Below are 26,809 nucleotides of genomic sequence, written 5' to 3'. Positions count from 1 at the left end.
CCGAACCGGACGCCGGCGCCGCCACCGCACTAGCATGTCCGGGTGCCCGGTGCCGGCGATGTCTTCCTGGAGACCGAGCGGCTGCGGTTGCGCCGCTTCACCGACGGCGATGTCGATCTGCTGACCGAGCTCGACAGCGACCCCGCCGTCATGCACTACGTCACCGGCGGCCGGCCGACATCGCGGCAGGAGATCGTCGACGACTACCTGCCCGCCTTTCTCGGCTACTACCGCCGCTACGAGGGGTTCGGTTTCTGGGCGGCCGAGGAACGGGCAACGGGCCGGTTCGTCGGCTGGTTCCACCTGCGCCCGCCCGATCCGGACGAGCCGCTCGACGTCGAACTCGGTTATCGACTGCTTCGCGAAGCCTGGGGGCAGGGCTACGCCGTCGAGGGGTCACGGGCACTGATCGCGAGGGCCTTCACCGAATTCGGTGCGCGTCGGGTCTCCGCCGAGACGATGGCGGAGCACACCGCGTCGCGCCGGGTGATGGAACGGGCCGGCCTGCGTTTCGTCCGCACGTTCTTCATGGACTGGCCCTATTCGATCCCCGGCGACGAGCACGGCGACGTCGAATACGCGCTCACCCGCGAGGAGTGGCTGGCGGATCAGCCGCCGTAGAAGGGCCGGACCTCGATCGTGCCGCCCTGCGCTACCGGGTGCGCGGCGGCGATCTCGATCGCTTCCTCGAGCGAAGCGCATTCGAGGATGTCGTAACCCCCGATCGCTTCCTTGGTCTCGGCGAACGGCCCTTCGGTGACGGAGACCTTGCCGTCGCGAACCCGCACCGTCGCGGCGCGGCGCGGCGGAGCCAGCATGTCGCCGTCGAGCCGGACGCCGCGCGCCTCCACGTCCTTGAGCCACGGGGACACCTGGTCCTCGTGGAACGCCATGTCTTCCGGGGTGGGGTCCGGCTGGCCGTTCATCGCGTCGACGTCCCAGCAGACCAGCATCATGTACTTCATTCGTTGCTCCAATCGTCGCGTTCGTTACCAGCCTTCCGGGAAGCCGACGTGCAGGCCCCGGCGGGATCGACAAAACGCACGCCGCCGAGATGCACAATGGATTCCTGCCTCGCGTATGGTCGGGCGCTCCGGGACCGGCCGGTCGGCGAAAGGCGCGCCATGCACATTCCGCGGGTGATCGTCCTGGGCGCTCTGGGCGCCGACCTCGATCCCGGGGCCACGCCCGGTCTCGTGGAGGGCGGTCATGAGTTCTACACCGTGAATGGCGCATTCGCGCTCCGCGATGTGCTCGCCCAATTCTCCGGTGGGCGCGTGGTCATCGCCGTCACGTCGACGCCGTTCAAGTGCCCACCCGCGCCGAGTGAGACCGCGTTGCTCATGCACGACTTCCTGCGCGACCGAGGGCTGCGCGACCGGTCCTCGATCGCGCTGATCAGTCCCCTACCGGTGCCGATCCCCCCGTCGCCACAGGCATCCGAGGCGCTGTTGGTCGCGTTCGCCGAGCGCGGCATCAACTGGCACCCCAACCAGCTGGTTCGAGGTCTCGACGCGACCCGGCGGGTGGCCCTGCTGGGCGACGGCGACGAGATGCCCTACGACCTCTTCCTCGGCGTGCCGAAGCACACGGCTCCGGCGGTCGTCGTCGACGCCGGACTCACTGTCGACGGCTGGATCCCGGTTGATCCCCTCACGCTGGAAACCTCCTTCCCCGGCGTGTTCGCCGTCGGCGACGTGACGAGCGTGGGAACACCGAAGGCGGGTGTGTTTGCCGAGGGTCAGGCCGCAGTCGCAGCCGACCGGGTCACGGCCTTGTTGACGGGCACGGCGGCCGACGCCGAGTACGACGGACGCGGAACGTGCTGGATCGAGATGGGCGATCACCGCGTCGGACGTGTGGACGTCACCTTCCGCACCGGCACGGCGCCCTCAGGAGACTTCGACGCGCCGTCGGTCGAGTTGGCCGCCGGCAAGATCGAGTTCGGACGCAGCCGGGTCGCGCGCTGGTTCGACCGGCAGTGGGAGCCCGCCGACCCCAGCCCGGCCTCCTGAACCGGCGCGGACGGAGGTTTCGTTGACGCAATCGCTGCGAGTGGCGTCCTTCAACATCCGCACGTCGCGGGGTCGTGACGGAGTCAACCGGTGGAGACGACGACGCGGGGTTTGCATCTCGGCGATCCGGAACTTCTCCGCCAACGTCGTGGGGTTGCAGGAGGTGCGTCGCAATCAGCTCGCCGACCTGCAACGCGCTTTCCCGGGCGCCACGATCGTCGGCGCGGGACGCGACGGCAAGGGTCGCGGCGAGCACGCAAGCATCCTGGTGACCAACCCGGAGTGGGTGGTCGAGTCGAGTGAGACCCGGTGGCTCTCACCGACACCGTCGATCGCCGGGTCCGTCGGTTGGGACGCCAACCTGACGCGCGTCGTGACGCTGGCCCGGCTGCGGCATGGGCCGGCCGTACTCGGCGTCGCCAACACCCATTTTGATGACAAGGGTCCGATCGCGCGCAGGGAAAGCGCACGCATCCTCGTGGATTGGCTGGCGCACGAGCCCGACCTTCCGTGGATCGTCCTCGGCGACCTCAACGCCGTGCCGACGTCCGCGCCGGTGAAAACGTTCCTCGCGGCCGGCTTCCGCGACCCCCTCATGCTCGACGCGGGGGGCACCGAGCACGCGTTCAGCGGGGCAACAAACCGGACCCGGATCGACTATGTCCTCGCTGGTCGCGGTGTCGACGTCGCGCACGCGTGGATAAGCCACGAGCGCCCGGACGGACGGCTACCGAGCGACCACTGGCCGGTGCTGGCCGACCTGCTCATTGGTCCAGGAGCCGCCCGAGTGGGCCGAGATCCAGATTGAGGTCGGCGACGCTGAGCCCGTAGCGTCCCCGCAACTCGGCCATTGCGTCGTCGAGCCGCATGAGCGCGGTGCCGAGTGCCTCGACCCGCGCGTCGTCGAGGTCATCCATGCGTCGCAACGCCTGCCGCTCCATCAGTTGGCGCACCAACTCGACGATGGTCAGGACGAGTCGGAACAGGTCGCGCTCGATCGAGTCGGCGTCGCTCTCGATGCGATCCGGCAGCGCGCGCGCAGTTCACTCACGGCCCATCTCCCCCGACTCGCCCTCAACCGTCGCGATCAGTGCGCGCAGCTTGACCGTCACAAGGTCGACCCCGGCCAGGCAGATCGTGACTTCGCCGGAGAGCACCACGCCGGTGCCGATCAGTTGGTCGAGCAGGTCGACCAGCGACGCCGCCTGCGGAGCCACCCTCTGTTCCGCGACCGCGGTCGCTGCTGCTCCAGCGCGGCGAAGGAGTAGGGCGGCGGCCACGGGCCGGTGAGCGCGATCGCGTCCGGCGCCCGGACGCCGGCCAACTCATCGACCGCACGACGGAACTGGTCGGCCCGGTGCCGATCGACCAGGAAAGCGGCGTTGAGCAGCATCGGCGCGGCCACGCCGGTCAGGCGGTGATCCTGTGGACGGTGCCGGTGTGCCCGCACCGCCCACCGCCCACCGCTCCAACTCCCGGCACACGGCGTCGGCGTCCTGCGCCGCCGCTTCGGTCCGGGCCGTGCGGCGCTCGAGTTGCTCCCGGCGCCGTTGCAGGTAGGCGACACCGCTGGGTGCCGCACGGCCGCGGGGCGCAGGTCGACGGCTTCACACTCTTCGACGCGAACAGCTTCACGCCCCACTCGTCGCGGCCCTCCAGCTCGTCGGGGGCCGCGGCGGCCCTCTCACCGAGCTCGACCAGCCGCCGGGCGGCGGCCGGGTCGTCCGCGCAGATCGTCGCCAGTCGCAATGGAATCGTGCTCGTCCGGCGCGAGGCCGCCCGGACGACGCCGTCGTGGTGCCGCGCGGTCCGTTCCAACCAGGGCAGATTCTCGAGATACCCCGCGAAGTGGATATTTCGGGCGGTGTCGGTGGGCGACGCGATACTTCGGTCATGGCTTACGACGAAGACCTCGCCGACCGGCTTCGCGAGGTGCTGGCCACCGAGCCGGGAACGAGCGAGAAGCGGATGTTCGGTGGTCTGGCGTTCCTGATCGGCGGGAACATGGCGGTCAGTGCGAGCGGCCAGGGCGGGTTGCTGCTTCGTGTCGACCCGGCCGAGACCGAGTCGTTGGTCGACCCGCCGCATGTCGAACGGTTCGTGATGCGCGGCCGCGAGATGAACGGTTGGCTGCGCGTCGGGCCGGACGCCGTCGCGTCCGATGAGGAGCTGGCGGCCTGGGTGAGCCGCGGCGTGGCCTACGCCCGGTCGTTGCCGGCCAAGTAGCGGGTCCGCGGCCCATCTGACGGACTGCGCAGTTGTGCCGCACACTGAGTCATGGATTCGACCACGCTGCGAGAACTACAGGCACCGTTGAAGGCGACGTACCGCGCGGATCCCAGCGCCGCTCGCACGGCCTTGGCCGCGCGGGCCGACTACCGCGATGCGGGCATCACCTGCACCGTGGACGGTTGGGCCGGGCCGGTACGCGCCGGGTTGCATGCGGCGACCGGCGGTGACGGGAGCGACGCCTGTTCCGGGGACATGTTGCTGCAGGCGCTGCTGGCGTGCGCTGGTGTCACTCTGCGCAGCGTGGCCGCCGCGCTCGGCATACCCTTGCGGTCGGCCTCCCTGGCCGCTGACGGGTTCTTCGATGCCCGCGGCACGCTGGGTGTCGACCGGGACGCGCCGATCGGCGTGCAGCACATCGTCGTCACCGTCGACCTGGACTGCGATGCGGACGACGGGGCCCTGGATCGGCTCGCGCGGACCACGGAAAAGTACTGTGTCGTCGGTCAAAGCCTGCGCGAGCCGGCCCGGTTCGTGGTGCACCGAAGTGGCGGCCCGGCCCAACGGATGGACCACGAGGGCTGACCCGGCCGCGGGCGGCGGGGATGCCGCTGGCACCCCCGCCGGCCGGACCTCAGCAGTCGTCGTCCTCCAGGTCGATCTCGACGATCACCTTCTTGATCTCGACGTCGTGCACGCGGGGGCGGCGCCGTTGCAGCGATTGCAGCAGCAAGGCGCCCAGGCCGTCGACCCGTTCGTCGTGGTGGCACGCACAGGTGTCGTCGTGGCGGTGCCCGTGCTCACCAGCTGGCGGATTCTCGCCACCGTGCGGGCGGTTGGGTCGGCTGATCGACGCATCGAGTACGTAGGACATGCCGCCGACCAGGATCCCGTTGGCCCGGGCCGCGACATAGATCGTGCGATCCGCTGCCGCGTCCACGTCCGCCGGGTTGAAGTCCTTGCCACGCACCAGGTGCATCACGATGTCGCGGCTCTCCCCGGATGCGAGCTTCATCGTCGCGCCACCGCGATTGCGGAACTCCAATGACCAGCCACGTTCGGCCAACACCGGGGGCAACCGGTGCTCGAGCTGCATGAGCGCCGCAGCCGGCAGTGGATTCTTCATCTCGAAGGTGAGATCGGAGAACTCCGCCGTGAGCCCGCTCGTTCCGCCGGGCACCGGGGCGACGTTGCGCTGGCCGATGTTGTTGTCGTTCGGGACGAGGCGCCACTCCGGGATCGCATCGCCGCTCGCGATGTGGTCGACGTTTGACTCGTCGCCCGTCGCGGAGACGATCATGAACATGCACTCGTGTCCGACGTGGGTCGGCGTCCACTCGAAGGGACCGACCACGATCTCCGCCGCGTTGTTCGCCGCGACATCGGCCGCGGTGCGCTGCGCCGTGCTCATCGGGATCCAGTCGTTCGGATAGGACAGCCCGGCTGCCGGGTTGGCGTGGAACGCCTTGACGACGACATTGGTCGCCGTCTGGCTGCCCCGGTTCTTGATCTTGACGTAGGCGTAGTTGGTCCGATTGGTGATCGGGTCCTGGTGCGCCGTGCCGCCGTCGGCCGCCAGCCGGTTCCAGATGCTCTGGTTCTCCCAGAAGACCGGCTGGTACTGGTACTCGCCGGCCCGCCCGTCCTCGATGTAGACGTCCACGGCCGGCGGCGCCCCGGCATTGTTGTTCGGCGTCGCCGTGCCCGCCGGCTGGAAGAGTCCCTGCTTCTCGAACGCCCAGCGGATGACCTTGCGGTACGCGCCGCCGGTGAGGTTCTCACTCGTCCAGTCGCCGGCATCGGCCGTCTCCAGAGCCGTCTCGAACCCGGCTGCGGTGCTCGGGTTGGTTGCCGGCGTCAGCGTGGCGATGGCCCGCAGGATCAGATACACCGTCATCCGCGCCGCGAACCGCTTGGTGTTCAGATCGGTCGAGTCACCGCCGATCGCGCGATAGATCCGGAACATCGTGCTCGACAGGATCTGCTCGTTGTTGTAGCCGCCCCCGTCCGCGGGGCCGAACGGGTTGAGCGCGATCGTGCCGGCCCAACCCCAACCGCCGCTCGGCAGCCGGTCGTGCCGGCGGGAGATGACACTCGCGACCCACGGGAAGGTGAGGAAGCGGTCAGGGGCCTGCGAGCCCGGGTCGCCCAGGATGGCCGCGACGCTGTCGCCGGCGCTGTGCGAGAACCCGAAGTTGGCCGAACTCACATGGTTGTACAGAACGCCGTGCCCGCCGAGTTCGTGCAGCACCACCCGGAAGTCGTCAGCCAGACCGATGGGGTGAGCGGTGTCGGAGCCGTCGGCAAGGTGGAACGTGGTGCGCGCGATTCCGGTGCCGCCGGCCGTGCCGACACAGTGGGCATTCGGGGGGCTCACGGAGTCGAAGCCGCGGAAGTCGACCGAGGTCGGGAACGTTGTACCCCCGAAGTAACTCGAGCGGGTGAAGCCCATGCTGTCGACGATCCGGAAGAACCGATCACAGTGCACATAGGCGTTCACCGCGGAGAAGTTGTCCGTGCGCGCATCGAAATCGAAGTTCGTGCCGGTGGGCTCGGTGGGCGCGGCGATCGTCGGCGTCTCTGAATCGATGAGCGCCACCGTGTCGCCGGTCAGTGCCTGCACGCCGTTGGACGGTGCGTCGAGGCCGAGCAGTGGCTGCGACACCCGGATCGGGTTGAGCGCTGCGGAGGTTCCGGTCGGCCCCGGACCGTTGGCGTCGGTGACCGGGTCCACGTCGAACACCAGGCCGTTCACGTCGTCCACGTAGGCGCGGACGTGCAGGGCGGCGAGCGTCTCGACGTCGAGGATGGCCGTCCAGTGCAGGGTGCCCGCCTGCGGCAGGGCGAGGGCGAAGTCGACCTTCACACAGACGTAGTGCCGTCCAGGACGGACGTTGTCCGGCACCGGCGGCAGCGGCAGGCGGGGCAGCGCACCATGCGGCTCGGCGTCGGCGTGGTCCCCGTTCGTCGCGGGCAGCTCGCCGGCGCGCGTCGGGGCATCGCGCTGGATACGGTCGGGGTCGTACCGGTAGACCACGAGCTGACGACGCTCGATCTGTAACGACTTGCGCACCGGCTGCCCTTTACCGCCGTCCCGAGCGGCCAGGCCGAGCGTCGTTGCCAGTTGTCCCACCGAGATCGACTGTGCCCGTTTGACCGCGTCGGCCGAGGGCCGCTTCACCTCCAACTCCAGGTGCTGGGTCGACTGCGAGCTCACGACCTGGAACGGGTCGGTTTTCATCTGGACCGCCACGCCCGCCTCGAACACCGGCAGGCCGAGAACCGTCTGTTGGTAGGCGACGGTGGTCATGTCGAACTGCGACTTCTCGGTGAGGTAGCGGAACTCGACGGGAGCCTTCTCCGGCATCGATGCCGGTGAACTGGCGAGATTGGCGAGCTGCGCCGGTTCGATCTCGAGGAGGTCGGCGTAACCGGTCAGGTAGTCGGCCGCGGCAAGCTGAGGTGTGCGCGCAGTTGTGACGAAGGGCGCGCCGAGATGACGCAACTGCGCCACGACTCCGCCCGGGTCCCGATCGAGATAGACGTTTCGCGCCGCATCGAAGTCCTGTCGCATCGCATTTCCCCCTCGCCCCTCATTCCTCGCGCGGATCGCAGGGAATGGTGACGGGGATGAGGGCGGCGCAGTCCGCGGTGATACCGAATCCCGACCTCGTCACGGGAGGAGTTGATCGCCGCTCGGCAGACCGCACGGCCCGACCCTCTGCTGAGGACCGGGCCGTGCGGGTAACTGCGCTTGCGGTTAGCTGCAGCCGCTCGTGCTGCCGCAGCCCTCGCAGACGAAGCAGCTGCCGGCGGGCCGCATCTTGGTGCCGCAGTTCATGCACAGCGGTGCGTCGGCCGAGCTGCCCAGCAACGTCTCGAGCAGTTCGGTCGAGCTGCGGACACCGGCCGGAGCCGGCAGTTCGGCGGCATCGGACTCGTCGACCACCTCGGTGGCCGGCTTGGTGACCGGTGCCGACTGGGCGAGGGATTCTAGATCCTCTTCGCTGACCGAGTCCTCGGCCGGTGCGTAGGAACCGGTGTCGAGCTGGCGGGTGCGCTCCTCGGCGGTGTAGATCCCGAGGGCCGACCGGGCGTCGAAGTCCAGGTAATCCAACGCCAGCCGGCGGAAGATGTAGTCGACCACCGACTGGGCCATGCGGATGTCCGGATCGTCGGTCAGACCGGCCGGCTCGAATCGCATGTTGGTGAACTTCTGGACGTAGGTGTCGAGCGGCACGCCGTGCTGCAACGCCACCGAGATGGCGATGGAGAACGCGTCCATCACGCCGGCCAGGGTCGACCCCTGCTTGCCCAGCTTGAGGAACACCTCCCCCAGACCGTCGTCCGGGTAGGAGCCGGCGGTCATGTACCCCTCGGCGCCGCCGACGGTGAACGAGGTCGTGCGCGATGGGCGCGACTTGGGCAGCCGCTTGCGGGTCGGCCGGTATTCGACGACCTTTTCGACGGCCGGGGCCGCAGTTGCCTCGGCCCCCTTGTTCTCGCCCTTGCCGGCCGACAGCGGCTGGCCCACCTTGCAGTTGTCGCGGTAGACGGCCAATGCCTTCAGGCCGAGCTTCCAGCCCTGGAAGTAGACGTCCTCGATGTCCTCGACGGTGGCCGTCTCGGGCAGGTTGACGGTCTTGGAGATCGCGCCGGACAGGAACGGCTGGACCGCCGCCATCATCCGGACGTGCCCCATGGCCTTGATGGGCCGTGCGCCCATCGCACAGTCGAACACCTCGTAGTGCTCGAGGCGCAAGCCGGGCGCGTCGATGACGTGACCGTGCTCGGCGATGTACTCGACGATCGCCTCGACCTGCTCCTCTTGATAGCCGAGGATGCGCAGCGCCCGCGGCACCGTCTGGTTGACGATCTGCATCGACCCGCCGCCGACCAGCTTCTTGAACTTGACCAGGGCGAGGTCGGGCTCCACGCCCGTCGTGTCGCAGTCCATCATCAGGCCGATGGTGCCGGTGGGCGCGAGAACCGAGGCCTGCGCGTTGCGCCAGCCGTTGACCTCGCCGATCTTGTTGCCCTTCGCCCACTCCTCGGTCGCGACGGCGAGCACCGAACGGTCGAGCTCGTGCATCGACCGCACCGTGTCATTGGCCGCGGCGTGCTTGCGCATGACCCGCGCGTGCGCCTTGGCGTTGCGCGCGAAGCCCTCGTACGGACCCACCACGCCGGCCATCTCGGCCGAGCGACGGTAGCCCGTGCCGGTCATCAGCGAGGTGATCGCGGCCGCCAGCGCCCGCCCGCCGTCGGAGTCATAGGCGAGCCCGGAGGCCATCAGCAACGCGCCGAGGTTGGCGAACCCGATGCCGAGCTGGCGGTAGGCGCGGGTGTTGACGCCGATCGCCTCGGTCGGGAAGTCGGCGAAGCAGATCGAGATGTCCATCGCGGTGATGATCAGTTCGACGGCCTTGACGAACTTGTCCGAGGCGAAGGTGTTGTCGTCGTCGAGGAACTTCATCAGGTTCAGCGAGGCCAGATTGCACGACGTGTTGTCCAGGCTCATGTACTCCGAGCACGGGTTGGACGCGGTGATCCGGCCGGTCTCCGGATTGGTGTGCCAATCATTGATGGTGTCGTCGTATTGGATGCCGGGGTCGGCGCATTCCCACGCCGCTTGCGCGACCTTGCGGAACAGGTCCTTCGCGTCGACGGTCTCGATGACCTCGCCGGTGCTGCGGGCCCGCAGTCCGAAGTCGGTCCCCTCGTCGACCGCCCGCATGAACTCGTCGCTGACCCGGACGGAGTTGTTGGCGTTCTGGTACTGGACCGAGGTGATGTCGGCGCCACCGAGGTCCATGTCGAAGCCGGCGTCGCGCAGGACACGGATCTTGTCCTCTTCGCGAGCCTTGGTCTGGACGAACTCCTCGATGTCGGGGTGGTCGATGTCGAGCACGACCATCTTGGCCGCCCGCCGGGTGGCCCCGCCGGACTTGATCGTGCCGGCCGACGCGTCGGCCCCGCGCATGAACGACACCGGGCCGGACGCCGTGCCGCCCGAGGAGAGGAGTTCCTTGGACGAACGGATGCGCGAGAGGTTCAGGCCGGCCCCCGACCCGCCCTTGAAGATCAGGCCCTCTTCGCGGTACCAGTTCAGAATCGAGTCCATTGTGTCGTCGACGGCAAGGATGAAGCAGGCACTGACCTGCTGGGGCGACGTCGTGCCGACGTTGAACCACACCGGGGAGTTGAAGCTGAACACCTGGTGCAGCAGCATCCAGGTCAGCTCGTGCTCGAAGATCTCGGCGTCCTCGACCGTTGCGAAGTAACCGTTCTCCTCGCCGGCGACCCGGTACTTGTGCACGACGCGGTCGATGAGCTGACGCAGTGACCACTCGCGGACGTCGGTGCCGACGGCGCCGCGGAAGTACTTCGTCGTGACGATGTTGGCCGCATTCACCGACCAGAAGTCGGGGAACTCGACACCACGCTGCTCGAAGTTGACCGAGCCGTCGCGCCAGTTCGTCATCACGACGTCGCGCCGCTCCCAGCTCACCTCGTCGTAGGGGTGGACGCCGGCGGTCGTGTAGACCCGGTCGACCCGGAGTCCGGCCGAAGCGGGCTTGCCGTGGGCCTTCCGGCGCACTGCGGCGCCGGTCGAAGAACCGCCGTCCGCGTCGGAGTCGGTGGAGCGGGACACGTCGGCCTCGGTCATGGGCGGGACGTCCTTCCTGAGGTGCTGCCGGTCAAGGACCGACGGGAACGGGTGGTGCTGAGGACAGGGAGTGCTGGATGCAGAGGGGCGCCGTGCGTCGGCGCCGGTGGGGACGTCAGGGCGCGTGCGCGCGATGCTCGGCGCGGAGTTCGAGAATCGCCTTTTCGAAGTCCTCGACCGATGTGAAGGCCTTGTAGACGGAGGCGAACCGTAGGTAGGCGACCTCGTCGAGCGCCCGCAGCGGCCCGAGAATGGCCAGGCCGACGTCATCGCTCGGGACCTCGGCGGCGCCGGTGGCCCGGATCGCCTCTTCGACGGCCTGGGCGAGCTGGGCGAGCGCGTCCTCGTCGACCGGACGACCCTGGCAGGCACGGCGCACGCCGCTGACCACCTTCTGGCGGCTGAACGGCTCGGTGACCCCGCTGCGCTTGATGACCGCGAGCGTCGCCTCTTCGACGGTGGTGAAGCGCCGTCCGCACTCCGGGCAGGACCGGCGCCGGCGGATGACCTGACCTTCGTCGTGCTCACGGGAGTCGACGACGCGGGAATCCGGGTGGCGGCAGTACGGGCATCGCATCGGTGCCGCTCCCCTCTCTGCGCGTCTGCCGGCCGGCGAACCGTCCAGCTGTGGATGAAACTGTCGACAACCTGGGGACGTCGGTGTGCGTAAACCTCGTGCCACTGTTGACAACCTGTGGACGAGAAACCCCAACTTGTGGACGAAGTACATCGGTGTAACTACTACATGTTGGGTTGAACGCTAGAGCGGGGATCGATGTTCCGCAAGAGCGAAACGCCGAGGAACGAGAAATTGGTCACTCGTCAATGGGCAAGGTCGCCAACCCGGCCGGCGTCGGGCGATCGCCGACCTACGGAACCCGCAGGACCTGCCCCGGGACCAGCTCGACGTCGGTGAGGCCGTTGCGCTTCTGGAGGGCAGCGACCTCCGCCCGGGGATCGCGCTGCGGCGCGACGCGAGTGGCGATCGACCAGAGGGTGTCGCCTGCCTGCACCGTGACGGCTCGGGGCGGGGCCGAAGGCGTCGCGGCCCGGGGCGCGGAGGCGGCGGCCAGCCAGACCAGTCCGGAGGCGACGGCGAGTACCACCAGCGCCAGCACGACGACGCCGCGGCGCGTGAGGCGGACCGGCGCCAGGCCGGCCGCATCGCGTGGCGGCCGGAGAGCGGTGACCGTTGCCAACCGCTCCGGCGGCGGGGCGAGGACGTAGGGCCGCGCCCGATCCGGGATCGAGACGGTCGGGACGAGCTCGGTGGCGACCGACATGAGAACCCCTTCTTTCCGCTAGACTGTTCGAACGTCCGTTCGGTAGAACGTCTATTCGAATGTCTACCAGCGGGGTCTGACAAAAACCATCCGTGGCGGCGTGTCGTTCGAACAAATGTTTGAGTTGGCGCGCGGATCGGGCTACGTTTCCAGAGATCGGCGGCCGTCCCCTCGGGGCCGGACACCGGCGGAACATCCGTTTTCACACACGATCGGAGGCCCTCGTGCCGAAGGACAGCGCCGGCCGCAGAGCTGGTTCGACCCGCACGACAGCTGAGAGCACCGCCGAACGGCGGGGCCCTGGCCGGCCGAAGGTCACCGAGCTGCCCGACCCGGTCACCGGGCTCACCCGCCGCCAGCAGGCCATCCTCGACGTCATCCGGAACTCGGTCGAGCGACGCGGATACCCACCGAGCATCCGCGAGATCTGCGAGTCGGCCGGGCTGGCGAGCACGTCGAGCGTGGCGCACCAGCTGTCCATGCTCGAGCGCAAGGGCTATCTACGCCGCGATCCGAACCGCCCGCGGGCGGTCGACGTACGCACCGGCTCGAGCAAGCCGCACGACCCCAACCAGCCGGTGCCCAAGGCGGCTCGGCGGGCGCTGGCCGTCAGCGACGACGCCCCCCGCAGTGACGCCCCGGTCTTCGTCCCGGTCGTGGGCCGGATCGCGGCCGGTGGCCCGATCCTGGCCGAGCAGATGATCGAGGACGTTTTCCCGCTGCCGAAGGCGCTCGTCGGCGAGGGCACGCTGTTCATGGTCAAGGTGGTCGGCGAGTCGATGATCGATGCTGCCATCGCCGATGGCGACTGGGTCGTCGTGCGTCAGCAGCAGGACGCCGAGAACGGCGACATCGTGGCGGCGATGATCGACGGCGAGGCGACCGTGAAGACGCTCCAGCGCAAGGACGGGCAGGCCTGGCTGCTGCCACACAACCCGGCGTTCGCACCGATCGACGGCAACGACGCGACCATCCTCGGTCGAGTCGTGTCGGTCCTGCGCAAGATCTGAGCGGCGAGCGCGCTCACTCCGCCTTGGCGGGAGTCTCCGCGCGACCATTGGGACTCGGAGTGGGGCGTGGCCGCGCCGTGGGAACGTCGTTCTTGACGATCTCGGCGGGCGGCAACGCCTTCGGCTGAGCGGGTTCGTCGGCGTCCTGCGCTTTGCTACGCGCCTTGTCGTCCTCGCCCATGCCCTTGATCTCGGTCTTGAAGATGCGCAGTGACCGGCCGAGGGACCGCGAGGCGTCGGGCAACTTCTTGTAGCCGAACAGCAGGATCACCAGGATCGCGACAACGACCCAGTGCCAGGGGGCGTCCCAACCCATCGTCGAATCTCCCGTCGCCGCGCAGTGTGACCGATTTCAGCCTACGCCAGGAGCCTCCCCGACGCGGCTCTTACGGCACCGGCGCCGACGCGAACGGCCGCAGCAGATCCGCCAGCGTAGGCCCGACGAGGGCGTGGACGAGCGTCCCGCCTTCGGTGTGTTCGACCTGCAACTGATCGGCCTCGTCATGCAGTCGCGCCACCAGGTCGCCGCGCGTGTACGGCAGCAGGGCGGTGATCTCGATGTTCGGCCGCGGCAGCCGGGACTCGACCTGCGAGCGCAACTCGTCGATCCCCCGCCCGGTCCGGGCGGAGACGAACATGGCGCCCGGAGCCAGGGCGCGCAGGCGAAGCAGCATCTCCGACTCGGCGGCATCGACCTTGTTGAACACCAGGAGTTCCGGCACCCCCAGCGCGTCGATGTCGCTGAGCACCTCGCGAACCGCGCGGATCTGCGCCTCGGGATCGGCATCGGACGCGTCGACCACGTGCAGGATCAGCGCGGCCTCGGCGACCTCTTCCAAGGTCGAGCGGAAGGCCTCGATGAGTTGGGTCGGCAGGTGCCGGACGAAGCCCACGGTGTCGGCGATCGTGTACTCGCGGCCGTCCTGGGCCCGGCAGCGGCGCACCGTCGGATCGAGGGTGGCGAACAAGGCGTTCTCGACCAGCACGCCGGCATCGGTCAGCCGGTTCAGCAGCGAGGACTTCCCGGCATTCGTGTAGCCGGCCAGCACCACGCTCGGCACCTCGTTCGCAAAGCGCTGGGCCCGCTTGACGTCGCGCGCGGTCTTCATCGCGGCCAGCTCGCGACGCAACTTGGCCATCCGCGTGTTGATCCGGCGGCGATCGATCTCGATCTTCGTCTCACCCGGCCCGCGGCCGCCGATGCCGAGACCGCCGGCGGCCCGGCCACCGACCTGGCGCGACAGCGACTCGCCCCAACCGCGCAGGCGGGGCAGCAGGTACTGCATCTGGGCCAGTTCGACCTGCGCCTTGCCCTCTTTGGAGCTGGCGTGCTGGGCGAAAATGTCGAGGATCAACGCGGTGCGGTCGACCACCTTGACCTTCGTCACGCCCTCGAGCTGGCGGAGCTGGCCGGGCGTCAGCTCACCGTCGCAGATGACGGTGTCAGCGCCGTGCGCCTCGACGATGTCGCGCAGCTCCTTGGCCTTGCCCGAGCCGATGTAGGTGGCCGGGTCGGGGCGGTCGCGGCGCTGGATCAGGGCATCGAGGACGAGGGACCCCGCTGTTTCGGCCAGCCGGGCGAGCTCGACCAGCGAGTTCTCGGCCTCGGCCAGAGTGCCGGTCGTCCACACGCCGACCAGGACCACTCGCTCGAGGCGCAGCTGCCGGTACTCGACCTCGGTGACGTCCTGCAGTTCGGTCGAGAGGCCGGCCACGCGCCGCAGCGCCTGGCGTTCCTCGAGCTCGTAGTCGCCGGTGCCGACCTCGTCGGCGGAGAAGGGGGTTTCAGAATCTGTCATGTCACATCCATCGTGACATGCCGGGCAAGTTTTACCGGTCGAGCATCAGTGCTAGCGGGCCCGTAGCCAGGCGTCGTCGACCTCCACCTCGGCGACGAGGACCGCCGGCCCGATCAGCTCGACCTCGCCGTCGGCGTGCCAGACGACCTCGCAGCTGCCGCCAGGGACGTCCACGCGCCAGGGTTGCCCATCGGCTCCGACGCCATCGGCGGCGGCGACGGCAACAGCAGCGGCGCAGATGCCGGTCCCGCACGACCGGGTCTCGCCCACCCCGCGCTCGTGCACCCGCATCCGGAGGCTCCGCGGTCCGGTGCGGACAACGAACTCCACGTTCTGGCCGTGCGGTAGCGGGGGCTCGACGAGCGGCGGGCGGCTCAGGTCGAGGGCCTCCAGTTCGTCGAGGCCGCCGACCGGCACGACGACGTGCGGATTGGGCATCTCGAGCGCTGTCGCCGGGGTCGGGAGCGAAGGCGCGGCGGTGGCGACCGGCCGGTCGGCAAGGAACCGGGGCAGACCCATTCTCACGATGACGTCTCCGTCCCCGCGAGCCCGCACACGTCGGATCCCGCCGCGAGTCGCCACCGCCGCATTCGATACAACGAGCCCGGAGGCAATTAGGTATCGAAGAAATACCCGAATACCGTTGCCGCACATTTCGACCGCACTGCCGTCGGCGTTGCGGTAGTCCATGAAGAAGGGCGCATCTGCGGCCATTTCCTTGGCGTCCGGGTCGTTCTCGGACCGCACCACCCGCAACACACCGTCGGCGCCGAGGCCGGCGTGCCGGTCGCAGAGGGCCGAAACCATGGCGGGTGTGAGGTCGATGGCCCCGTCGAGGTCAGGCAGCAGGAGGAAGTCGTTCTCCGTCCCGTGCCCTTTCAGCAACCTCATGCCTTCAGGGTACTGAGGGCGGTGTCCAGCAATCGGGGATCCGCGGCGTCGAGCCAATGGACGCGTGGGTCGCGACGGAACCACGAGCGTTGCCGGCGCACGAATCGCCGCGTCCCCCGAATGGTCTGCTCGACCGCCTCGTCCACGTTTCCGACGACGTCCCCGGCGTCGTCCAGGCACGCGAGCAACTGGGCGTAGCCGAGGGCCTTGCCCGCCGTGGGGCTTGTCCGCAGCCCGCGCGGCAGCAATGCCCGGATCTCGCCGAGGAAGCCGAGGGCCATCATCCGGTGTACCCGGAGCTCGACCCGTTCGTCCAGATCGTCGCGGTCGAGCCCGATCTGGACGGTGTCGTAGATCGACTCGAAGGCGGGCATCCGGGCCGTGAAGGGAGCCCCCGTCAGCTCGATGACCTCGAGCGCCCGAACGATCCGGCGGCCGTTGGAGGCGAGGATGGCGGCTGCCGCCAGGGGATCCTGCTCGGCCAGGCGGGCATGCAACGTTTCCGGGCCGAGTTGCTGGAGCTCGGCGTACAGCCGGGCCCGGATCTCGGGCGACTCGCCGGGGAAGTCGAGGTTGTCCAGCGCTCCGCGCAGGTACAGCCCGGAGCCACCGACGAGCACCGGCACGCGGCCACGGTCCTGGATCGCGGCGATGGCGAGCCGCGCCAGCACCTGGTACTCGGCGACGGCGGCGGACTTGCCGATGGGCCAAATGTCGAGCAGGTGGTGCTCGACCCCGCGCCGTTCGTCCGACGGCAGCTTGGCCGTGCCGATGTCCATGCCGGCGTACAGCTGCATCGAGTCGGCGTTGACGACCTCCCCGTCGAGGCGGTCGGCCAGCGCGACGGCGAGGTCGGACTTGCCGGCGGCGGTCGGACCGACCACGGCGATCACCCGGTTGTCAGCCACGCTCACCCGGCCCGTGTCCACGCCGCCACGAAGTAGCCGACGCCGTACGGCGCGGCGTCGTAGAGCACTTCGGCGTCGAACTCGAACGGTTCGAGCTGCCCGGCCGCGGCGTCCCAGGCCCGGGCCCCGTCGGCGAGGAGTTCGGCGCCAAGCTTCCGATCAAGGTGCAGCCGATCACCCTCACCACTGGCCAGCGCAGCGGCGACGTCGGCGTCGAAGCCGGCCGCCCGGTCGTCCAGGTATCCCGGCGCGGAGGTGCTGCGACGGGCACTGCCGTCGCCCATGACCAGCAACACGTACGGCCCGGTGTCCGCCGGGACGAGCGGGCTGGGCCATTTGTCGTCGGGCCCGACCGACCAACCGGTGGCACCGGTGTCCGGGCCGAGCGCGTTACGGAGCAACCACGCACCGACGGTCAGCGACGGTGGCAGTTCCACGGCTCCCGGCGCGTCCGAGCCGAGCGGGACCTCCAGAGGCACGCCGAACCCGGCCAGCGTCCCGCGGGCGGTCGGGCCGTGCGCCGTCCACCTCGGTCCGGCGCCGACAACGACGATCCGCGCACCGGTCGCCACGCGTCTGATCGCAGTCCGGCAGGCGGCCCGCAGGTCGCCAAGTTCCGGCGCGGCGCCCTGCGCCACCTGTGGGATGAGGAGGGGTGGATGCGGGCAGAACACCGCTCCCTGGATCACCTGAGCCAGGCTAGCGGCCGTGCTGCCCGGCACCTGATCGTGTTCAATGCTGTGTCATGGGGTCTGATTGGGGACGCATCGACGACGACGGCACCGTGTACGTGCGGACCGCCGACGGCGAGCGCGCCATCGGGTCCTGGCAGGCCGGCGACAGCGAGGCCGGGCTCGCGTTCTATCAGTTGCGCTACGACGACCTTGCCACTGAGGTGCAGCTGCTGGAGAAGCGGCTCGAGTCCGGCGCCGGCGACCCGGCCAGCACCCGCGCGCATGCGCTGGCGCTGAAGGAGCAATTGCCCACCGCCGCGGCGATCGGCGACCTCGGCGCGCTCGAGACGCGCCTCGATGGGCTGCTCAAGACGGCGGAGGAGAAGGCCGGCGCCGCCGCGGCCGCCCGCGAGCAGGCGCGGGCCGACGCCGTCGCCGCCAAGAAGGCCCTGGTGGCCGAGGCCGAGGCGATCGCCGAGTCCGGCACGTCCTGGAAGGCGAACGGCGATCGGCTGCGGGCGATCGTCGAGGAATGGCGCCAGATCAAGGGCATCGACCGCAAGACCGACGACGCGCTGTGGAAGCAGTTCGCGGCCGCCCGCGACACCTTCGGCCGCCGGCGGGGCCAGCACTTCGCTCAGCTCGACGCCGAGCGCAGCAGCGTCAAGGAGCAGAAGGAACGGCTGATCGCGAAGGCCGAGGAGCTGTCGACCTCCACCGACTGGAAGGAGACGACAGGGGCCATGCGCGACCTGATGAACGAGTGGAAGGCCGCGGGGCGCGCCGGACGCGACGCTGAGGACGCGCTGTGGACGAGGTTCCGGGCCGCCCAGGACGCCTTCTTCGCCCGCCGCTCGGAGACCTTCGCCGAGCGCGACGCCGAGCAGGTCGGCAACCAGCAGCAGAAGGAACAGATCATCGCCCGGGCCGAGGCGGTCGACGTGAGCGATCCCAAGGCCGCGCAGAGCGTGCTTCGGGAGCTGCAAGCCCAGTACGACGCGATCGGGCACGTCCCGCGCGACGCCATGCGCCGTCTCGACGACCGGATGCGGGCCGCCGAGCAGCGGGTGCGCGACGCTGTCGACGCCGAGTGGCGCCAGGGCAGCGCCGAGGCGAACCCGTTCCTGAGCGCGATGCGCGAGCGCCTGGCCGAGGCCGAGGCGAAGCTCGACCGGGCCCGCCGCTCGGGCGATCCGGAGCGGATCAAGAAGGCCGAAGAAGATGTCGCGCAACGACGGGCATTGCTGCCCAGCTGATCGGGGGCGCCCTATCATCGAGCCATGAGCAACGCCTGCGCAGCGATGAGGGATGGCCGAACGGAGTGAGGTCATGAGCGGCTCGTTCAAGCCCCGTCTGCTGCACGATGTCACGGTCCAGCCGAGCGACCCGCAGGCCGTTGTGGAAGCCTTTCTGGCCACCCTCGCCGGCCTGGACCTGACCGGAGCGGCCGCCCTGCTCGACGAGCAGGTCACGTACGTGAACGTCGGCCTGCCACCGATCCGCGGACGGCGCCGGACGATCGGCGTGCTGAAGCAGCTCGCCCGACCCGGAGCCTCGTTCGAGGTGTACGTGCATGCCATTGCCGCCAACGGGCCGGTCGTGCTGACCGAGCGGACCGACGTCTTGTCGATCGGGCGGCTGCGAATGCAGTTCTGGGTGACGGGCCGCTTCGACGTGCACGACGGGAAGATCACGCTGTGGCGTGACTCCTTCGACTACCTCGACCTGCTGCGCGCAGTCATCCGCGGTCTCGCGGGTGCGGTCGTGCCGGGGCTGCGGCCGTCGGCTCCCCCCTCGGCCGGCAGCGTCCCGGGCCGTCACTGATCGCAGTCGCACGGCTCCGATCGGTCAGGCCGGGCGGGGACCGATGCTCAACAGCCCGGCCGATCCCGCAGCGGCCGGCGCCGGCTCACCGGTTCCCCGCCACGGCCGGTGTGCCGTGATACCGCCGTCGGCGACGAGGTGGTGCGGAGCGGCGTAGGTGACCTCGGCGGTGACGATGTCCCCGGGCAGGGCCGAGCCCTCGACGTGGGTCAGCCGGCCGTCGCGCGCCCGGCCGGAGACCCGCCCCGTGGCCCCGTCCTTGCGGCCGTCCGTCGCGTTGACCAGGACCTCGACCGGCCGCCCGATCAACCGCTTGGCCTCGTCCCACGCAATCTGCTCCTGCAGCGTGATCAACCGGTCGTAGCGTTCCTGCACCACCGCCTTGGGGATCTGGCCGGTCATGTCGGCGGCCGGCGTGCCGGGGCGCTTCGAGTACTGGAAGGTGAACGCGTTCGCGAACCGCGCTTGCCGCACGACCTGCAGGGTCTGCTCGAAGTCGTCCTCGGTCTCGCCGGGGAACCCGACGATGATGTCGGTGCTTATCGCGGCGTCCGGCATCGCGGTCCGCACCGCGTCGATGATGCCGAGGTAGCGCTCCCGGCGGTAGGAGCGGCGCATGGCGCGCAGCACCGCGTCCGACCCTGACTGCATCGGCATGTGCAACTGCGGCATGACGTTGGGCGTCTCCGCCATGGCCGCGATCACGTCGTCGGTGAAGTCGCGGGGGTGCGGGCTGGTGAAACGCACCCGCTCGAGGCCGTCGACCTCCCCGCACGCGCGCAGCAGCTTCCCGAACGCGTAGCGGTCACCGAACGAACGGCCGTAGGAGTTCACGTTCTGGCCGAGCAGCGTCACCTCGACCACGCCGGCATCGACCAGAGCACGGACCTCGGCGAGCACATCACCCGGGCGCCGGTCGGTCTCGCCACCCCGCAGAGACGGGACGATGCAGAAGGTGCAGCTGTTGTCGCAGCCGACCGAGACCGACACCCACGCGCTGAACGGCGACTCACGCCGGGTGGGCAGGTCGGACGGGAAGTTCTGCAGCGCCTCCACGATCTCGACCTGTGCGACCTGGTTGTGCCGCGCCCGCTCCAGCAGGACGGGCAGCGCGGCCAGGTTGTGGGTGCCGAACACGACGTCGACCCACGGCGCCTTCTCGACGATGCGGCCGCGGTCCTTCTGGGCCAGGCAGCCGCCGACGGCGATCTGCATGTCGGGGTTGGCGGCCTTGGCCGGGTACAGGTGGCCGAGGTTGCCGTACAGGCGGTTGTCGGCGTTCTCGCGCACCGCGCAGGTGTTGAAAACGACGAGGTCGGGAGCCGCTTCGGCTGCCGCTCGCTCGTAGCCGGCCTTCTCCAAGAGCCCGGCGAGCCGCTCGGAGTCGTGGACGTTCATCTGGCACCCGTAGGTGCGGATCTCGTACGTGCGCGCGGAAGTCATGACGCCGTCGAGGATACGGTCCGCCCGATCCCGGCCGGGCCGCTCAGTGCGCGATCTCGGTCGAGCGCGACTCCCGCACGACGGTCACCCGGATCTGCCCCGGGTAGGTGAGCTCGTCCTCGATCTGCTTGGCGATCTCGCGGGCCATCACCGCCGAGGCCAGGTCGTCGACCTCGGTCGGCTGCACCATGACGCGAACCTCGCGGCCGGCCTGCATGGCGAACACCTTCTCGACGCCGTCCCGGGTGCTGGCAATCTCCTCGATCCGGGCCAGTCGCTTGACGTAGGACTCGAGCGACTCCCGCCGGGCGCCGGGCCGAGCCGCCGAGCAGGTGTCCGACGCCTGGGTCAGCACGGCCTCGATCGTGCGTGGCTGGACTTCGTTGTGGTGCGCCTCGACGGCGTGGGCAACGGCCTCGTCCTCGCCGTACTTGCGCAGCAGTTCGGCGCCGATGATCGCGTGGCTGCCCTCGACCTCGTGGGTCAGGGCCTTGCCGATGTCGTGCAGGAACGCGCACCGCTTGACCAGGGTGGGTTCGATGCCGAGTTCGGCGGCCATGACGCCGGCGATGTGGGCCGTCTCGATCAGGTGACCGAGCACGTTCTGCCCATAGCTCGTGCGGTATTTCAGCCGGCCGAGGGTGGGCATCAAGCGCTCGTCCACGGGGCCGATGCCGACGTCGGCCACGGCGTCCCGCGCGGCCCGCAGGCACAGCTCGTCGACCTCGACAACGCTCTCCTCGTAAGCCTCTTCGATGCGGTGCGGATGGATCCGTCCGTCGAGGATCAGCTTCTCCAGCGTGAGCCGGCCGACCTCACGACGCACGGGATCGAAGCAGGACAGCAAGACGGCCTCGGGGGTGTCGTCGATGAGGACGTTGACGCCGGTGACCGCCTCGAAGGAGCGGATGTTGCGCCCCTCCCGCCCGATGATCCTCCCCTTCATTTCCTCCGCCGGCAGATGCAGGACGCTGACCACCGTCTCCGTCGTCTGGGCGCTGGCGACCCGCTGAACGGCCTCGACGACGATCGATCGGGCCCGCTCGGTGCCCTCGGCGCGGGCCTCGTTCTCGATGGTCCGCACGAGCAGGGCGGCTTCCCGGCGGGCGGTCGCCTCGACTCCGGCGAGCAGCTCGGCCTTGGCCTCTTCGGCACTGAGTCCGGCAATGCGCTCGAGCTCGGCCCGGTGCTGCTCGAGCTCGGCGGTGAGCCGGCCTCGGTCGGCGTCGAGCTGGCGCAGCCGCCGGTCGAGGTCGTCCTTCAGCGCGGCGAGCTCGGCGGCCTGGGCCTGCAGCTCGGCGGCGCGCTGGTCGAGGCGATTGTCCCGGGCGTCGAGGCGGGCCTCGGTCTCGTCGAGCCGGGCGGAGCGCGCGGCCGAGGCGTCCTGTTGGCGCTGGATCTCTTCGGTCAGTTCCGCCGCCTGCGCGGCGCCGGTCCGGCGGGCTTCGGCGATCAGCTCGGCGGCCTGCTCCCTAGCCTCGGCGAGCGTGGCGGCGAGCTGGCTGTGGGTGGCGTCCGCGTCCGCGCGGGCGGACCGTCGGGTGGCGTCGGCCTCGGCCTCCGCGGCGCGCCGGAGACCTTCGGCCTCGGCGAGCGCAGCCTGGCGCACGGCGACGGCCTCGGCGTGGGCGGTCCGGCGCGCTTCGTCGAGGGCGTCGTCCGGGACGGGCGCGGGGATGCCGTGGCGGCTTGGAGAGGCCGAGCCGCGGCGCGCGTAGGCCGCGACGAACAGGAGTCCCAGGACGAACGCGGCACCGATCCCTGCGTACCAAACCCCGCTCACGTAGGCCTCCTGACGCTCGGTCGAACCGGACCAGGAGACCGTCGAACAGCACAGAACGCTGGGACACCAAATGGGTGGCGAGTCGGTTGACGCGCCGGTGTCACGGGAGGTTCTGGAGCCCGGTGCTGGCACCGGGTTCGCCGGTTAGTGCTCCTTTCGCATGAGGACTCGGTGCAGTATGTCGCGGCGCCGCTACGGCGCATCGGTGTGCAGGGGTAACTCCTGGTGTCCCCGAGGTTATGAATGCCGGGCGGACAAATCAAGTGCGCGTGATCTGTGGATGCCCAGCCCCAGCGATTTCAGGTGCTGACGGCGCCGTCTGCGGCGGGTGCGCCGGCCGGATCGTCGGCGGCGCCGTCGATGTCCCAATCCGCCGCGCCGGCCAGGGCTTCGCGGACCACCGCGTAGGCGATGCCCGACGGGTAGCCCTTGCGGGCGAGCAGGCTGACCAACCGACGCGCCTGTACCTCGGCGGGCAAGCCGGCGAGAGCCCGCCGCCGCCGCTCGACCAGTTCCCGCGCACGGGAGCGCTCGCTGTCGGCATCGATTCCGCTCAAGGCCTCGTCGAGTTCGTCGGCGAGACCCCGTTGGCGCAGCTTGGCCGCGACCGCACGGCGGGCGAGGCCGCGTTCCCGATGTTGGGCGCCGGCCAGGCTGGCGGCCAGCGCGGCGTCGTCGATCAGCCCGACCTCCGTGAACCGGTCCAGCACGCGGGTCGCGGCGTCGTCAGGCACATCACGGGCGGCCAGGGCGTCGGCCAGCTCGGCGCGGCTGCGCGCTCGCATCGTGAGCAGGCGCAGGCAGATCGTCCGGGCGACGGAGTCCGGGTCGCCGGGGTGCAGGTCCGGATCCCCCGGCGGTGGCTCGCCTTCCGCGATGTCGCGCGGCCGGCGTCGCCGGCCGCCCGCCGGGCGGGTCATCAGAAGTCGACGGGCGCCGGCAGCGGCTCGATCGGCGCGCCGGAGTCGTCGACGCGGGCCCCGATGCCCATCTTCTCCTTGATCTTCTTCTCGATCTCGTCGGCGAGGTCGGGGTTGTCGCGTAAGAAGTTGCGCACGTTCTCCTTGCCCTGGCCCAGCTGGTCGGCCTCGTAGGTGTACCAAGCGCCGGATTTGCGGACGATGCCCTGCTCGACGCCGACGTCGATGAGCGAACCCTCTCGGCTGATGCCCTCGCCGTAGACGATGTCGAATTCGGCCTGCTTGAACGGCGGCGCCACCTTGTTCTTGACGACCTTCACCCGGGTGCGGTTGCCGACCGCGTCGGTGCCATCCTTGAGCGTCTCGATGCGCCGCACGTCCAACCGGATCGACGCGTAGAACTTCAGCGCCTTGCCGCCGGTGGTGGTCTCAGGCGACCCGAACATCACGCCGATCTTTTCGCGCAGCTGGTTGATGAAGATCGCCGTCGTGCCCGAGTTGCTGAGGGCACCGGTGATCTTGCGCAGCGCCTGGCTCATCAGCCGGGCCTGCAGGCCGACGTGGCTGTCACCCATCTCGCCCTCGATCTCGGCACGGGGCACCAGCGCCGCCACCGAGTCGATGACGATGACGTCGAGGGCGCCGGAACGGATGAGCATGTCGGCGATCTCGAGCGCCTGCTCACCGGTGTCGGGCTGGCTGACCAGCAGCGAATCGGTGTCGACACCCAGCGCCCGGGCATATTCGGGATCGAGCGCGTGCTCGGCGTCGATGAAGGCGGCGACCCCGCCGGCGGCCTGGGCGTTGGCCACGGCGTGCAGTGCCACTGTCGTCTTGCCCGAGCTTTCCGGACCGTAGATCTCGACGACACGTCCGCGCGGCAGACCGCCGATGCCCAACGCGACGTCGAGGGCGATCGACCCGGTGGGGATCACCTCGATCGGCGCGGCTACCCGGTCGCCCAGGCGCATGACGGCACCCTTGCCGTGCTGCTTGTCGATCTGTGCGAGGGCGACGTCGAGCGCCTTGTCCCGGTCGAAGCTGGTTGCCATGGCGGCGTCCCCTTTGCTGTCAATGAATGCTGCTGGAGGTCTCGGTCGGAGGTACGGAAACGACGTTAGGGCCGGGTACCGACAGAATCGGTGCAACGCGCCCGGTTGTGGACGACGGGCGTCTTGCAACTCGTCCTGTGGATACCGATGGTCTGCCGAATACCGAGAGCGTAGCCGAACACCTGTTCGACTACGAGCGACACGCCGAGGTCAACGCAGGGACGCGGGCATCTCGAACTCGGCACACACCGCGCGCCACACATCCTTCGTGTCCACACCGGCCGCGAGGGCCTCGTTGATCGTGCTACCGAGCCCGGGCAGCCGGTAATCGGCGGCCACGCTCGCGGCATAGGCAACGCCGAAACGCTCCTCCATCCGGCGCCAGAACTCGGTAAGCCGCATGACGACCACCATACGATCGGGCGGTGACCTCCGCCGACCAGTGGTACGCCATGCCCGTGCTCGCCGGGCGCCTCATCCGTCTGCAGCCGATGGCGATCGAAGACGCGCCCGGCTACCTCGCCGCCGCCGGCGAGGGCGCGGACGCCGAAGAGGTCTTCCGTTGGGTGAGTACCCCGGGTTCGAAAGCCACCGGGGCACCCCGCACGCCGGCCGACGCCCAGCTGGACGTGGCGTGGACGCTCGCCGCGCGAGCGCGGGGCGAGCGATTCGCCTACTCGCAGTTCGACGTCGCCAGCAACCAGTTCGCCGGCACCTCGTCCTACTACGACGTCGACCCGGCCCTGCGGACCGTCTCCATCGGACACACCTGGCTGGGCCGGCGATGGTGGCGGACCGGGCACAACACGGAGTCGAAGCTGCTCATGCTCACGCACGCGTTCGACACCCTGGGCGCCGCCCGCGTCGTGTGGCACACCGACATCTACAACGAGCGCTCACAGGCCGCGATCGCCCGGCTCGGCGCCACCCGCGAGGGCGAGCTGCGCAAGCACAAGATGCGGCGGGACGGCACATGGCGCACGACCGTCCAGTACTCGATGACCGACGACGACTGGCCGGCGGCCCGCGGGTTCCTGTCCGGCCGACTCGTTGCCGGTCCGGCGGGCTCTGACCCACTGAGGCGGTAACAAGTCGGGTAGGACAGCCGTATGACCGAAGTTCGGATCGGCACCTCCGGCTGGCTGTATCCGCCGTGGCGGGGCGTGTTCTATCCGCCGAAGCTGCCGCACCGCCGCGAGCTCGAGTACCTGTCCTCGCGGATGAACAGCGTCGAGATCAACGGAACGTTCTACTCGCTGCAGCGGCCCACCAGTTTCCAGCGGTGGTACGAGAAGACGCCGGCCGACTTCACCTTCGCGGTGAAGGGCGCCCGGTTCATCACGCACATGAAGAAGCTGGCCGGCGTCGAGACGCCGTTGGCGAACTTCTTCGCGTCAGGGGTACTGGCGCTGCGCGAGAAACTGGGTCCCGTCCTGTGGCAGCTGCCGCCGAGCCTCGGCTTCGACGCTGATCGTCTGACGGCCTTCTTCGCCCAACTCCCCCGCTCCACCGACGAGGCCGCGTGGCTGGCCCGCAGGCACGACGAGCGGCTGAAGGACCGATCCCTCACCGTCACCGACGCCGACCGCCCGATCCGGCATGCGCTCGAAGTGCGGCACAAGACCTTCGAGGTCGCCGCGTTCCCCGACCTGCTGCGCAAGCATGCGATCTCGCTCGTCGTCGCCGACACCGCCGGCCGTTGGCCGCTGCTGCGCGACGTCACCGCCGACCTCGTCTACGTCCGGCTGCACGGCGACGTCGAGCTCTACACCAGCGGCTACACCGACGAGGCGCTCGACAAGTGGGCGACCGAGATCCGCTCGTGGACGGCGGCCGGCCTGGATGTCCAGGTGCATTTCGACAACGACGTGAAGGTGCACGCTCCGTACGACGCGATCCACCTGGCCGAACGGCTGCGCTAAGCCGGTCAGTCGACGACGCGGGAGCGCTCGGCGAACTCGTCTGATTCCGGCGGCAGTAGGCAGAACAGCAGGCCGGCCGGATCGCGCATCACGACCCAGTGATCGCGCCGCTGCTCGACGACCGCACCGAGCGCCGCCAGCCGCGCGACCTCCGCCTCGATGTCGTCGGTCTCGATGTCGAGATGGAAGCGCGCGGCGTCGTTGCCGATGTCCTGGAAGCCGAGGTGCGGCAGCGCGGCCGGGTTCTCCAGCGCCGCGAACTCCGGGAACTCGGTCAGGGGACGGACCGTGCCGCCCAGGGCTCCGGCCCAGAACCGCCGGGTGGCGTCCGACTTCTCGGACGGGACGTCGACGATGACCTCCCGCAACAGCACCCGATGCACGGG

Annotated in this window: 30 protein-coding genes; 10 read left to right on the top strand and 20 right to left on the bottom strand. The window is 69.6% G+C overall.

Annotation, left to right across the window (positions count from 1 at the left end; translation table 11 throughout):
• The first annotated feature begins 42 nt into the window (after window positions 1–42).
• The gene (locus ABR571_RS03170) at window positions 43–621 is read left to right on the top strand and encodes a GNAT family N-acetyltransferase (RefSeq protein ID WP_409451733.1); all 579 of its coding nucleotides are present in this window, start codon (window positions 43–45) and stop codon (window positions 619–621) included.
• Here the strand turns inward: ABR571_RS03170 and ABR571_RS03165 are convergent.
• Window positions 609–965 carry a YciI family protein gene (locus tag ABR571_RS03165; RefSeq protein WP_409451732.1) on the bottom strand — a complete coding sequence of 119 codons (357 nt, stop codon included), beginning with the start codon at window positions 963–965 and terminating at the stop codon, window positions 609–611. The two genes, ABR571_RS03170 and ABR571_RS03165, sit on opposite strands and share 13 nt — an antisense overlap.
• A 159-nt stretch (window positions 966–1,124) precedes the next feature.
• Between ABR571_RS03165 and ABR571_RS03160 the strand changes: the two genes are divergently transcribed.
• Complete coding sequence (locus ABR571_RS03160; RefSeq protein WP_409451731.1) at window positions 1,125–2,015, top strand: FAD/NAD(P)-binding oxidoreductase; 891 nt, start codon at window positions 1,125–1,127, stop codon at window positions 2,013–2,015.
• 22 nt (window positions 2,016–2,037) lie between these two features.
• On the top strand, window positions 2,038–2,823 hold the full coding sequence (locus tag ABR571_RS03155; protein WP_409451730.1) for an endonuclease/exonuclease/phosphatase family protein: 786 nt from the start codon (window positions 2,038–2,040) through the stop codon (window positions 2,821–2,823).
• Here ABR571_RS03155 and ABR571_RS03150 read toward each other — a convergent pair.
• The 4 genes from ABR571_RS03150 to ABR571_RS03135 form a co-directional block, all read right to left on the bottom strand.
• On the bottom strand, window positions 2,780–2,980 hold the full coding sequence (locus ABR571_RS03150; RefSeq protein ID WP_409451781.1) for a gas vesicle protein K: 201 nt from the start codon (window positions 2,978–2,980) through the stop codon (window positions 2,780–2,782). The genes ABR571_RS03155 and ABR571_RS03150 overlap by 44 nt on opposite strands.
• Before the next feature lie 78 nt (window positions 2,981–3,058).
• The gene (locus tag ABR571_RS03145; RefSeq protein WP_409451729.1) at window positions 3,059–3,232 is read right to left on the bottom strand and encodes a gas vesicle protein; all 174 of its coding nucleotides are present in this window, start codon (window positions 3,230–3,232) and stop codon (window positions 3,059–3,061) included.
• Window positions 3,187–3,465 carry a GvpL/GvpF family gas vesicle protein gene (locus tag ABR571_RS03140; RefSeq protein WP_409451728.1) on the bottom strand — a complete coding sequence of 93 codons (279 nt, stop codon included), beginning with the start codon at window positions 3,463–3,465 and terminating at the stop codon, window positions 3,187–3,189. Before ABR571_RS03140 ends, ABR571_RS03145 begins: the two co-directional genes overlap by 46 nt.
• Entirely contained in the window at window positions 3,426–3,899 is a 474-nt protein-coding gene (locus ABR571_RS03135; protein WP_409451780.1) for a GvpL/GvpF family gas vesicle protein, read from the bottom strand. Before ABR571_RS03135 ends, ABR571_RS03140 begins: the two co-directional genes overlap by 40 nt.
• A 9-nt stretch (window positions 3,900–3,908) precedes the next feature.
• On the opposite strand from ABR571_RS03135, the gene ABR571_RS03130 reads away from it, so the two are divergent.
• Entirely contained in the window at window positions 3,909–4,241 is a 333-nt protein-coding gene (locus tag ABR571_RS03130) for a TfoX/Sxy family protein (RefSeq protein ID WP_409451727.1), read from the top strand.
• Between the two features lie 51 nt (window positions 4,242–4,292).
• On the top strand, window positions 4,293–4,829 hold the full coding sequence (locus tag ABR571_RS03125) for an OsmC family protein (protein ID WP_409451726.1): 537 nt from the start codon (window positions 4,293–4,295) through the stop codon (window positions 4,827–4,829).
• A gap of 49 nt (window positions 4,830–4,878) precedes the next feature.
• Here the strand turns inward: ABR571_RS03125 and ABR571_RS03120 are convergent, their stop codons facing one another.
• The 4 genes from ABR571_RS03120 to ABR571_RS03105 all read right to left on the bottom strand — a co-directional run bounded on the left by ABR571_RS03120 (window position 4,879) and on the right by ABR571_RS03105 (window position 12,197).
• Window positions 4,879–7,818 (bottom strand): hypothetical protein, encoded by a 2,940-nt coding sequence (locus ABR571_RS03120; RefSeq protein WP_409451725.1) that lies wholly within the window; start codon window positions 7,816–7,818, stop codon window positions 4,879–4,881.
• A 186-nt stretch (window positions 7,819–8,004) separates the two neighbouring features.
• A complete protein-coding gene (locus tag ABR571_RS03115) occupies window positions 8,005–10,914 on the bottom strand; it encodes a vitamin B12-dependent ribonucleotide reductase (protein WP_409451724.1) in 2,910 nt (969 codons plus the stop codon).
• A 115-nt stretch (window positions 10,915–11,029) separates the two neighbouring features.
• Window positions 11,030–11,491 (bottom strand): transcriptional regulator NrdR, encoded by a 462-nt coding sequence (gene nrdR, locus ABR571_RS03110; protein ID WP_409451723.1) that lies wholly within the window; start codon window positions 11,489–11,491, stop codon window positions 11,030–11,032.
• Window positions 11,492–11,783: 292 nt separating this feature from the next.
• Window positions 11,784–12,197 (bottom strand): LysM peptidoglycan-binding domain-containing protein, encoded by a 414-nt coding sequence (locus ABR571_RS03105; RefSeq protein WP_409451722.1) that lies wholly within the window; start codon window positions 12,195–12,197, stop codon window positions 11,784–11,786.
• A gap of 323 nt (window positions 12,198–12,520) precedes the next feature.
• On the opposite strand from ABR571_RS03105, the gene lexA reads away from it, so the two are divergent.
• Window positions 12,521–13,207 carry a transcriptional repressor LexA gene (gene lexA, locus ABR571_RS03100; RefSeq protein ID WP_409451779.1) on the top strand — a complete coding sequence of 229 codons (687 nt, stop codon included), beginning with the start codon at window positions 12,521–12,523 and terminating at the stop codon, window positions 13,205–13,207.
• Window positions 13,208–13,220: 13 nt separating this feature from the next.
• On the opposite strand, the gene tatA is transcribed toward lexA, so the two are convergent.
• The 5 genes from tatA to ABR571_RS03075 form a co-directional block, all read right to left on the bottom strand.
• A complete protein-coding gene (gene tatA / locus ABR571_RS03095; protein WP_409451721.1) occupies window positions 13,221–13,523 on the bottom strand; it encodes a Sec-independent protein translocase subunit TatA in 303 nt (100 codons plus the stop codon).
• Window positions 13,524–13,593: 70 nt separating this feature from the next.
• Window positions 13,594–15,006 carry a GTPase HflX gene (hflX, locus tag ABR571_RS03090; RefSeq protein ID WP_409451720.1) on the bottom strand — a complete coding sequence of 471 codons (1,413 nt, stop codon included), beginning with the start codon at window positions 15,004–15,006 and terminating at the stop codon, window positions 13,594–13,596.
• Window positions 15,007–15,057: 51 nt separating this feature from the next.
• A complete protein-coding gene (gene dapF, locus ABR571_RS03085) occupies window positions 15,058–15,897 on the bottom strand; it encodes a diaminopimelate epimerase (RefSeq protein ID WP_409451719.1) in 840 nt (279 codons plus the stop codon).
• On the bottom strand, window positions 15,894–16,811 hold the full coding sequence (gene miaA, locus ABR571_RS03080) for a tRNA (adenosine(37)-N6)-dimethylallyltransferase MiaA (protein WP_409451718.1): 918 nt from the start codon (window positions 16,809–16,811) through the stop codon (window positions 15,894–15,896). The genes dapF and miaA overlap by 4 nt, the downstream gene beginning before the upstream one ends.
• Complete coding sequence (locus tag ABR571_RS03075) at window positions 16,808–17,494, bottom strand: hypothetical protein (protein ID WP_409451717.1); 687 nt, start codon at window positions 17,492–17,494, stop codon at window positions 16,808–16,810. Before ABR571_RS03075 ends, miaA begins: the two co-directional genes overlap by 4 nt.
• A gap of 56 nt (window positions 17,495–17,550) precedes the next feature.
• Here ABR571_RS03075 and ABR571_RS03070 point away from each other — a divergent pair, with 56 nt between their 5' ends.
• Together ABR571_RS03070 and ABR571_RS03065 are read left to right on the top strand one after the other, a co-directional pair.
• Window positions 17,551–18,735 (top strand): DUF349 domain-containing protein, encoded by a 1,185-nt coding sequence (locus ABR571_RS03070; protein ID WP_409451716.1) that lies wholly within the window; start codon window positions 17,551–17,553, stop codon window positions 18,733–18,735.
• A gap of 52 nt (window positions 18,736–18,787) precedes the next feature.
• On the top strand, window positions 18,788–19,303 hold the full coding sequence (locus tag ABR571_RS03065; protein WP_409451715.1) for a limonene-1,2-epoxide hydrolase family protein: 516 nt from the start codon (window positions 18,788–18,790) through the stop codon (window positions 19,301–19,303).
• Between the two features lie 24 nt (window positions 19,304–19,327).
• Here ABR571_RS03065 and miaB read toward each other — a convergent pair whose 3' ends face one another.
• The 5 genes from miaB to ABR571_RS03040 all read right to left on the bottom strand — a co-directional run bounded on the left by miaB (window position 19,328) and on the right by ABR571_RS03040 (window position 24,903).
• The gene (gene miaB, locus ABR571_RS03060; RefSeq protein ID WP_409451714.1) at window positions 19,328–20,746 is read right to left on the bottom strand and encodes a tRNA (N6-isopentenyl adenosine(37)-C2)-methylthiotransferase MiaB; all 1,419 of its coding nucleotides are present in this window, start codon (window positions 20,744–20,746) and stop codon (window positions 19,328–19,330) included.
• Between the two features lie 43 nt (window positions 20,747–20,789).
• The gene (rny, locus tag ABR571_RS03055; RefSeq protein WP_409451778.1) at window positions 20,790–22,424 is read right to left on the bottom strand and encodes a ribonuclease Y; all 1,635 of its coding nucleotides are present in this window, start codon (window positions 22,422–22,424) and stop codon (window positions 20,790–20,792) included.
• A gap of 404 nt (window positions 22,425–22,828) precedes the next feature.
• The gene (locus ABR571_RS03050; RefSeq protein WP_409451713.1) at window positions 22,829–23,449 is read right to left on the bottom strand and encodes a regulatory protein RecX; all 621 of its coding nucleotides are present in this window, start codon (window positions 23,447–23,449) and stop codon (window positions 22,829–22,831) included.
• Window positions 23,449–24,501 (bottom strand): recombinase RecA, encoded by a 1,053-nt coding sequence (gene recA, locus ABR571_RS03045; protein ID WP_409451712.1) that lies wholly within the window; start codon window positions 24,499–24,501, stop codon window positions 23,449–23,451. The genes ABR571_RS03050 and recA overlap by 1 nt, the downstream gene beginning before the upstream one ends.
• Window positions 24,502–24,711: 210 nt before the next feature.
• Window positions 24,712–24,903, bottom strand: coding sequence for a DUF3046 domain-containing protein (locus ABR571_RS03040; RefSeq protein WP_409451711.1), 192 nt, complete (start codon window positions 24,901–24,903; stop codon window positions 24,712–24,714).
• A gap of 23 nt (window positions 24,904–24,926) precedes the next feature.
• On the opposite strand from ABR571_RS03040, the gene ABR571_RS03035 reads away from it, so the two are divergent.
• Both ABR571_RS03035 and ABR571_RS03030 read left to right on the top strand, forming a co-directional pair.
• The gene (locus ABR571_RS03035) at window positions 24,927–25,589 is read left to right on the top strand and encodes a GNAT family N-acetyltransferase (RefSeq protein ID WP_409451710.1); all 663 of its coding nucleotides are present in this window, start codon (window positions 24,927–24,929) and stop codon (window positions 25,587–25,589) included.
• A gap of 21 nt (window positions 25,590–25,610) precedes the next feature.
• A complete protein-coding gene (locus ABR571_RS03030; RefSeq protein ID WP_409451709.1) occupies window positions 25,611–26,423 on the top strand; it encodes a DUF72 domain-containing protein in 813 nt (270 codons plus the stop codon).
• 5 nt (window positions 26,424–26,428) lie between these two features.
• Here the strand turns inward: ABR571_RS03030 and ABR571_RS03025 are convergent, their stop codons facing one another.
• Window positions 26,429–26,806: a VOC family protein gene (locus ABR571_RS03025; protein ID WP_409451708.1), complete on the bottom strand. Its 378-nt coding sequence runs from the start codon at window positions 26,804–26,806 to the stop codon at window positions 26,429–26,431.
• Between the last annotated feature and the right edge of the window lie 3 nt (window positions 26,807–26,809).

Origin of the sequence: Jatrophihabitans sp. (genome assembly GCF_046262535.1) — a bacterium.
Lineage (GTDB): Bacteria > Actinomycetota > Actinomycetes > Mycobacteriales > Jatrophihabitantaceae > Jatrophihabitans.
The sequence above is the reverse complement of the archived record's forward strand: the minus strand, read 5'-3'. Positions and strand labels throughout refer to the sequence as shown.

What these genes read in the sequence shown, in the direction of transcription:
- ABR571_RS03165 (WP_409451732.1), bottom strand. Translation starts at nt 965, where the DNA reads ATGAAGTACATGATGCTGGTCTGCTGGGACGTCGACGCGATGAACGGC.
- ABR571_RS03160 (WP_409451731.1), top strand. Translation starts at nt 1,125, where the DNA reads ATGCACATTCCGCGGGTGATCGTCCTGGGCGCTCTGGGCGCCGACCTC.
- ABR571_RS03130 (WP_409451727.1), top strand. Translation starts at nt 3,909, where the DNA reads ATGGCTTACGACGAAGACCTCGCCGACCGGCTTCGCGAGGTGCTGGCC.
- ABR571_RS03125 (WP_409451726.1), top strand. Translation starts at nt 4,293, where the DNA reads ATGGATTCGACCACGCTGCGAGAACTACAGGCACCGTTGAAGGCGACG.
- ABR571_RS03120 (WP_409451725.1), bottom strand. Translation starts at nt 7,818, where the DNA reads ATGCGACAGGACTTCGATGCGGCGCGAAACGTCTATCTCGATCGGGAC.
- ABR571_RS03115 (WP_409451724.1), bottom strand. Translation starts at nt 10,914, where the DNA reads ATGACCGAGGCCGACGTGTCCCGCTCCACCGACTCCGACGCGGACGGC.
- nrdR (WP_409451723.1), bottom strand. Translation starts at nt 11,491, where the DNA reads ATGCGATGCCCGTACTGCCGCCACCCGGATTCCCGCGTCGTCGACTCC.
- ABR571_RS03105 (WP_409451722.1), bottom strand. Translation starts at nt 12,197, where the DNA reads ATGTCGGTCGCCACCGAGCTCGTCCCGACCGTCTCGATCCCGGATCGG.
- tatA (WP_409451721.1), bottom strand. Translation starts at nt 13,523, where the DNA reads ATGGGTTGGGACGCCCCCTGGCACTGGGTCGTTGTCGCGATCCTGGTG.
- hflX (WP_409451720.1), bottom strand. Translation starts at nt 15,006, where the DNA reads ATGACAGATTCTGAAACCCCCTTCTCCGCCGACGAGGTCGGCACCGGC.
- dapF (WP_409451719.1), bottom strand. Translation starts at nt 15,897, where the DNA reads ATGAGGTTGCTGAAAGGGCACGGGACGGAGAACGACTTCCTCCTGCTG.
- ABR571_RS03070 (WP_409451716.1), top strand. Translation starts at nt 17,551, where the DNA reads ATGGGGTCTGATTGGGGACGCATCGACGACGACGGCACCGTGTACGTG.
- ABR571_RS03065 (WP_409451715.1), top strand. Translation starts at nt 18,788, where the DNA reads ATGGCCGAACGGAGTGAGGTCATGAGCGGCTCGTTCAAGCCCCGTCTG.
- miaB (WP_409451714.1), bottom strand. Translation starts at nt 20,746, where the DNA reads ATGACTTCCGCGCGCACGTACGAGATCCGCACCTACGGGTGCCAGATG.
- ABR571_RS03050 (WP_409451713.1), bottom strand. Translation starts at nt 23,449, where the DNA reads ATGACCCGCCCGGCGGGCGGCCGGCGACGCCGGCCGCGCGACATCGCG.
- recA (WP_409451712.1), bottom strand. Translation starts at nt 24,501, where the DNA reads ATGGCAACCAGCTTCGACCGGGACAAGGCGCTCGACGTCGCCCTCGCA.
- ABR571_RS03040 (WP_409451711.1), bottom strand. Translation starts at nt 24,903, where the DNA reads ATGCGGCTTACCGAGTTCTGGCGCCGGATGGAGGAGCGTTTCGGCGTT.
- ABR571_RS03030 (WP_409451709.1), top strand. Translation starts at nt 25,611, where the DNA reads ATGACCGAAGTTCGGATCGGCACCTCCGGCTGGCTGTATCCGCCGTGG.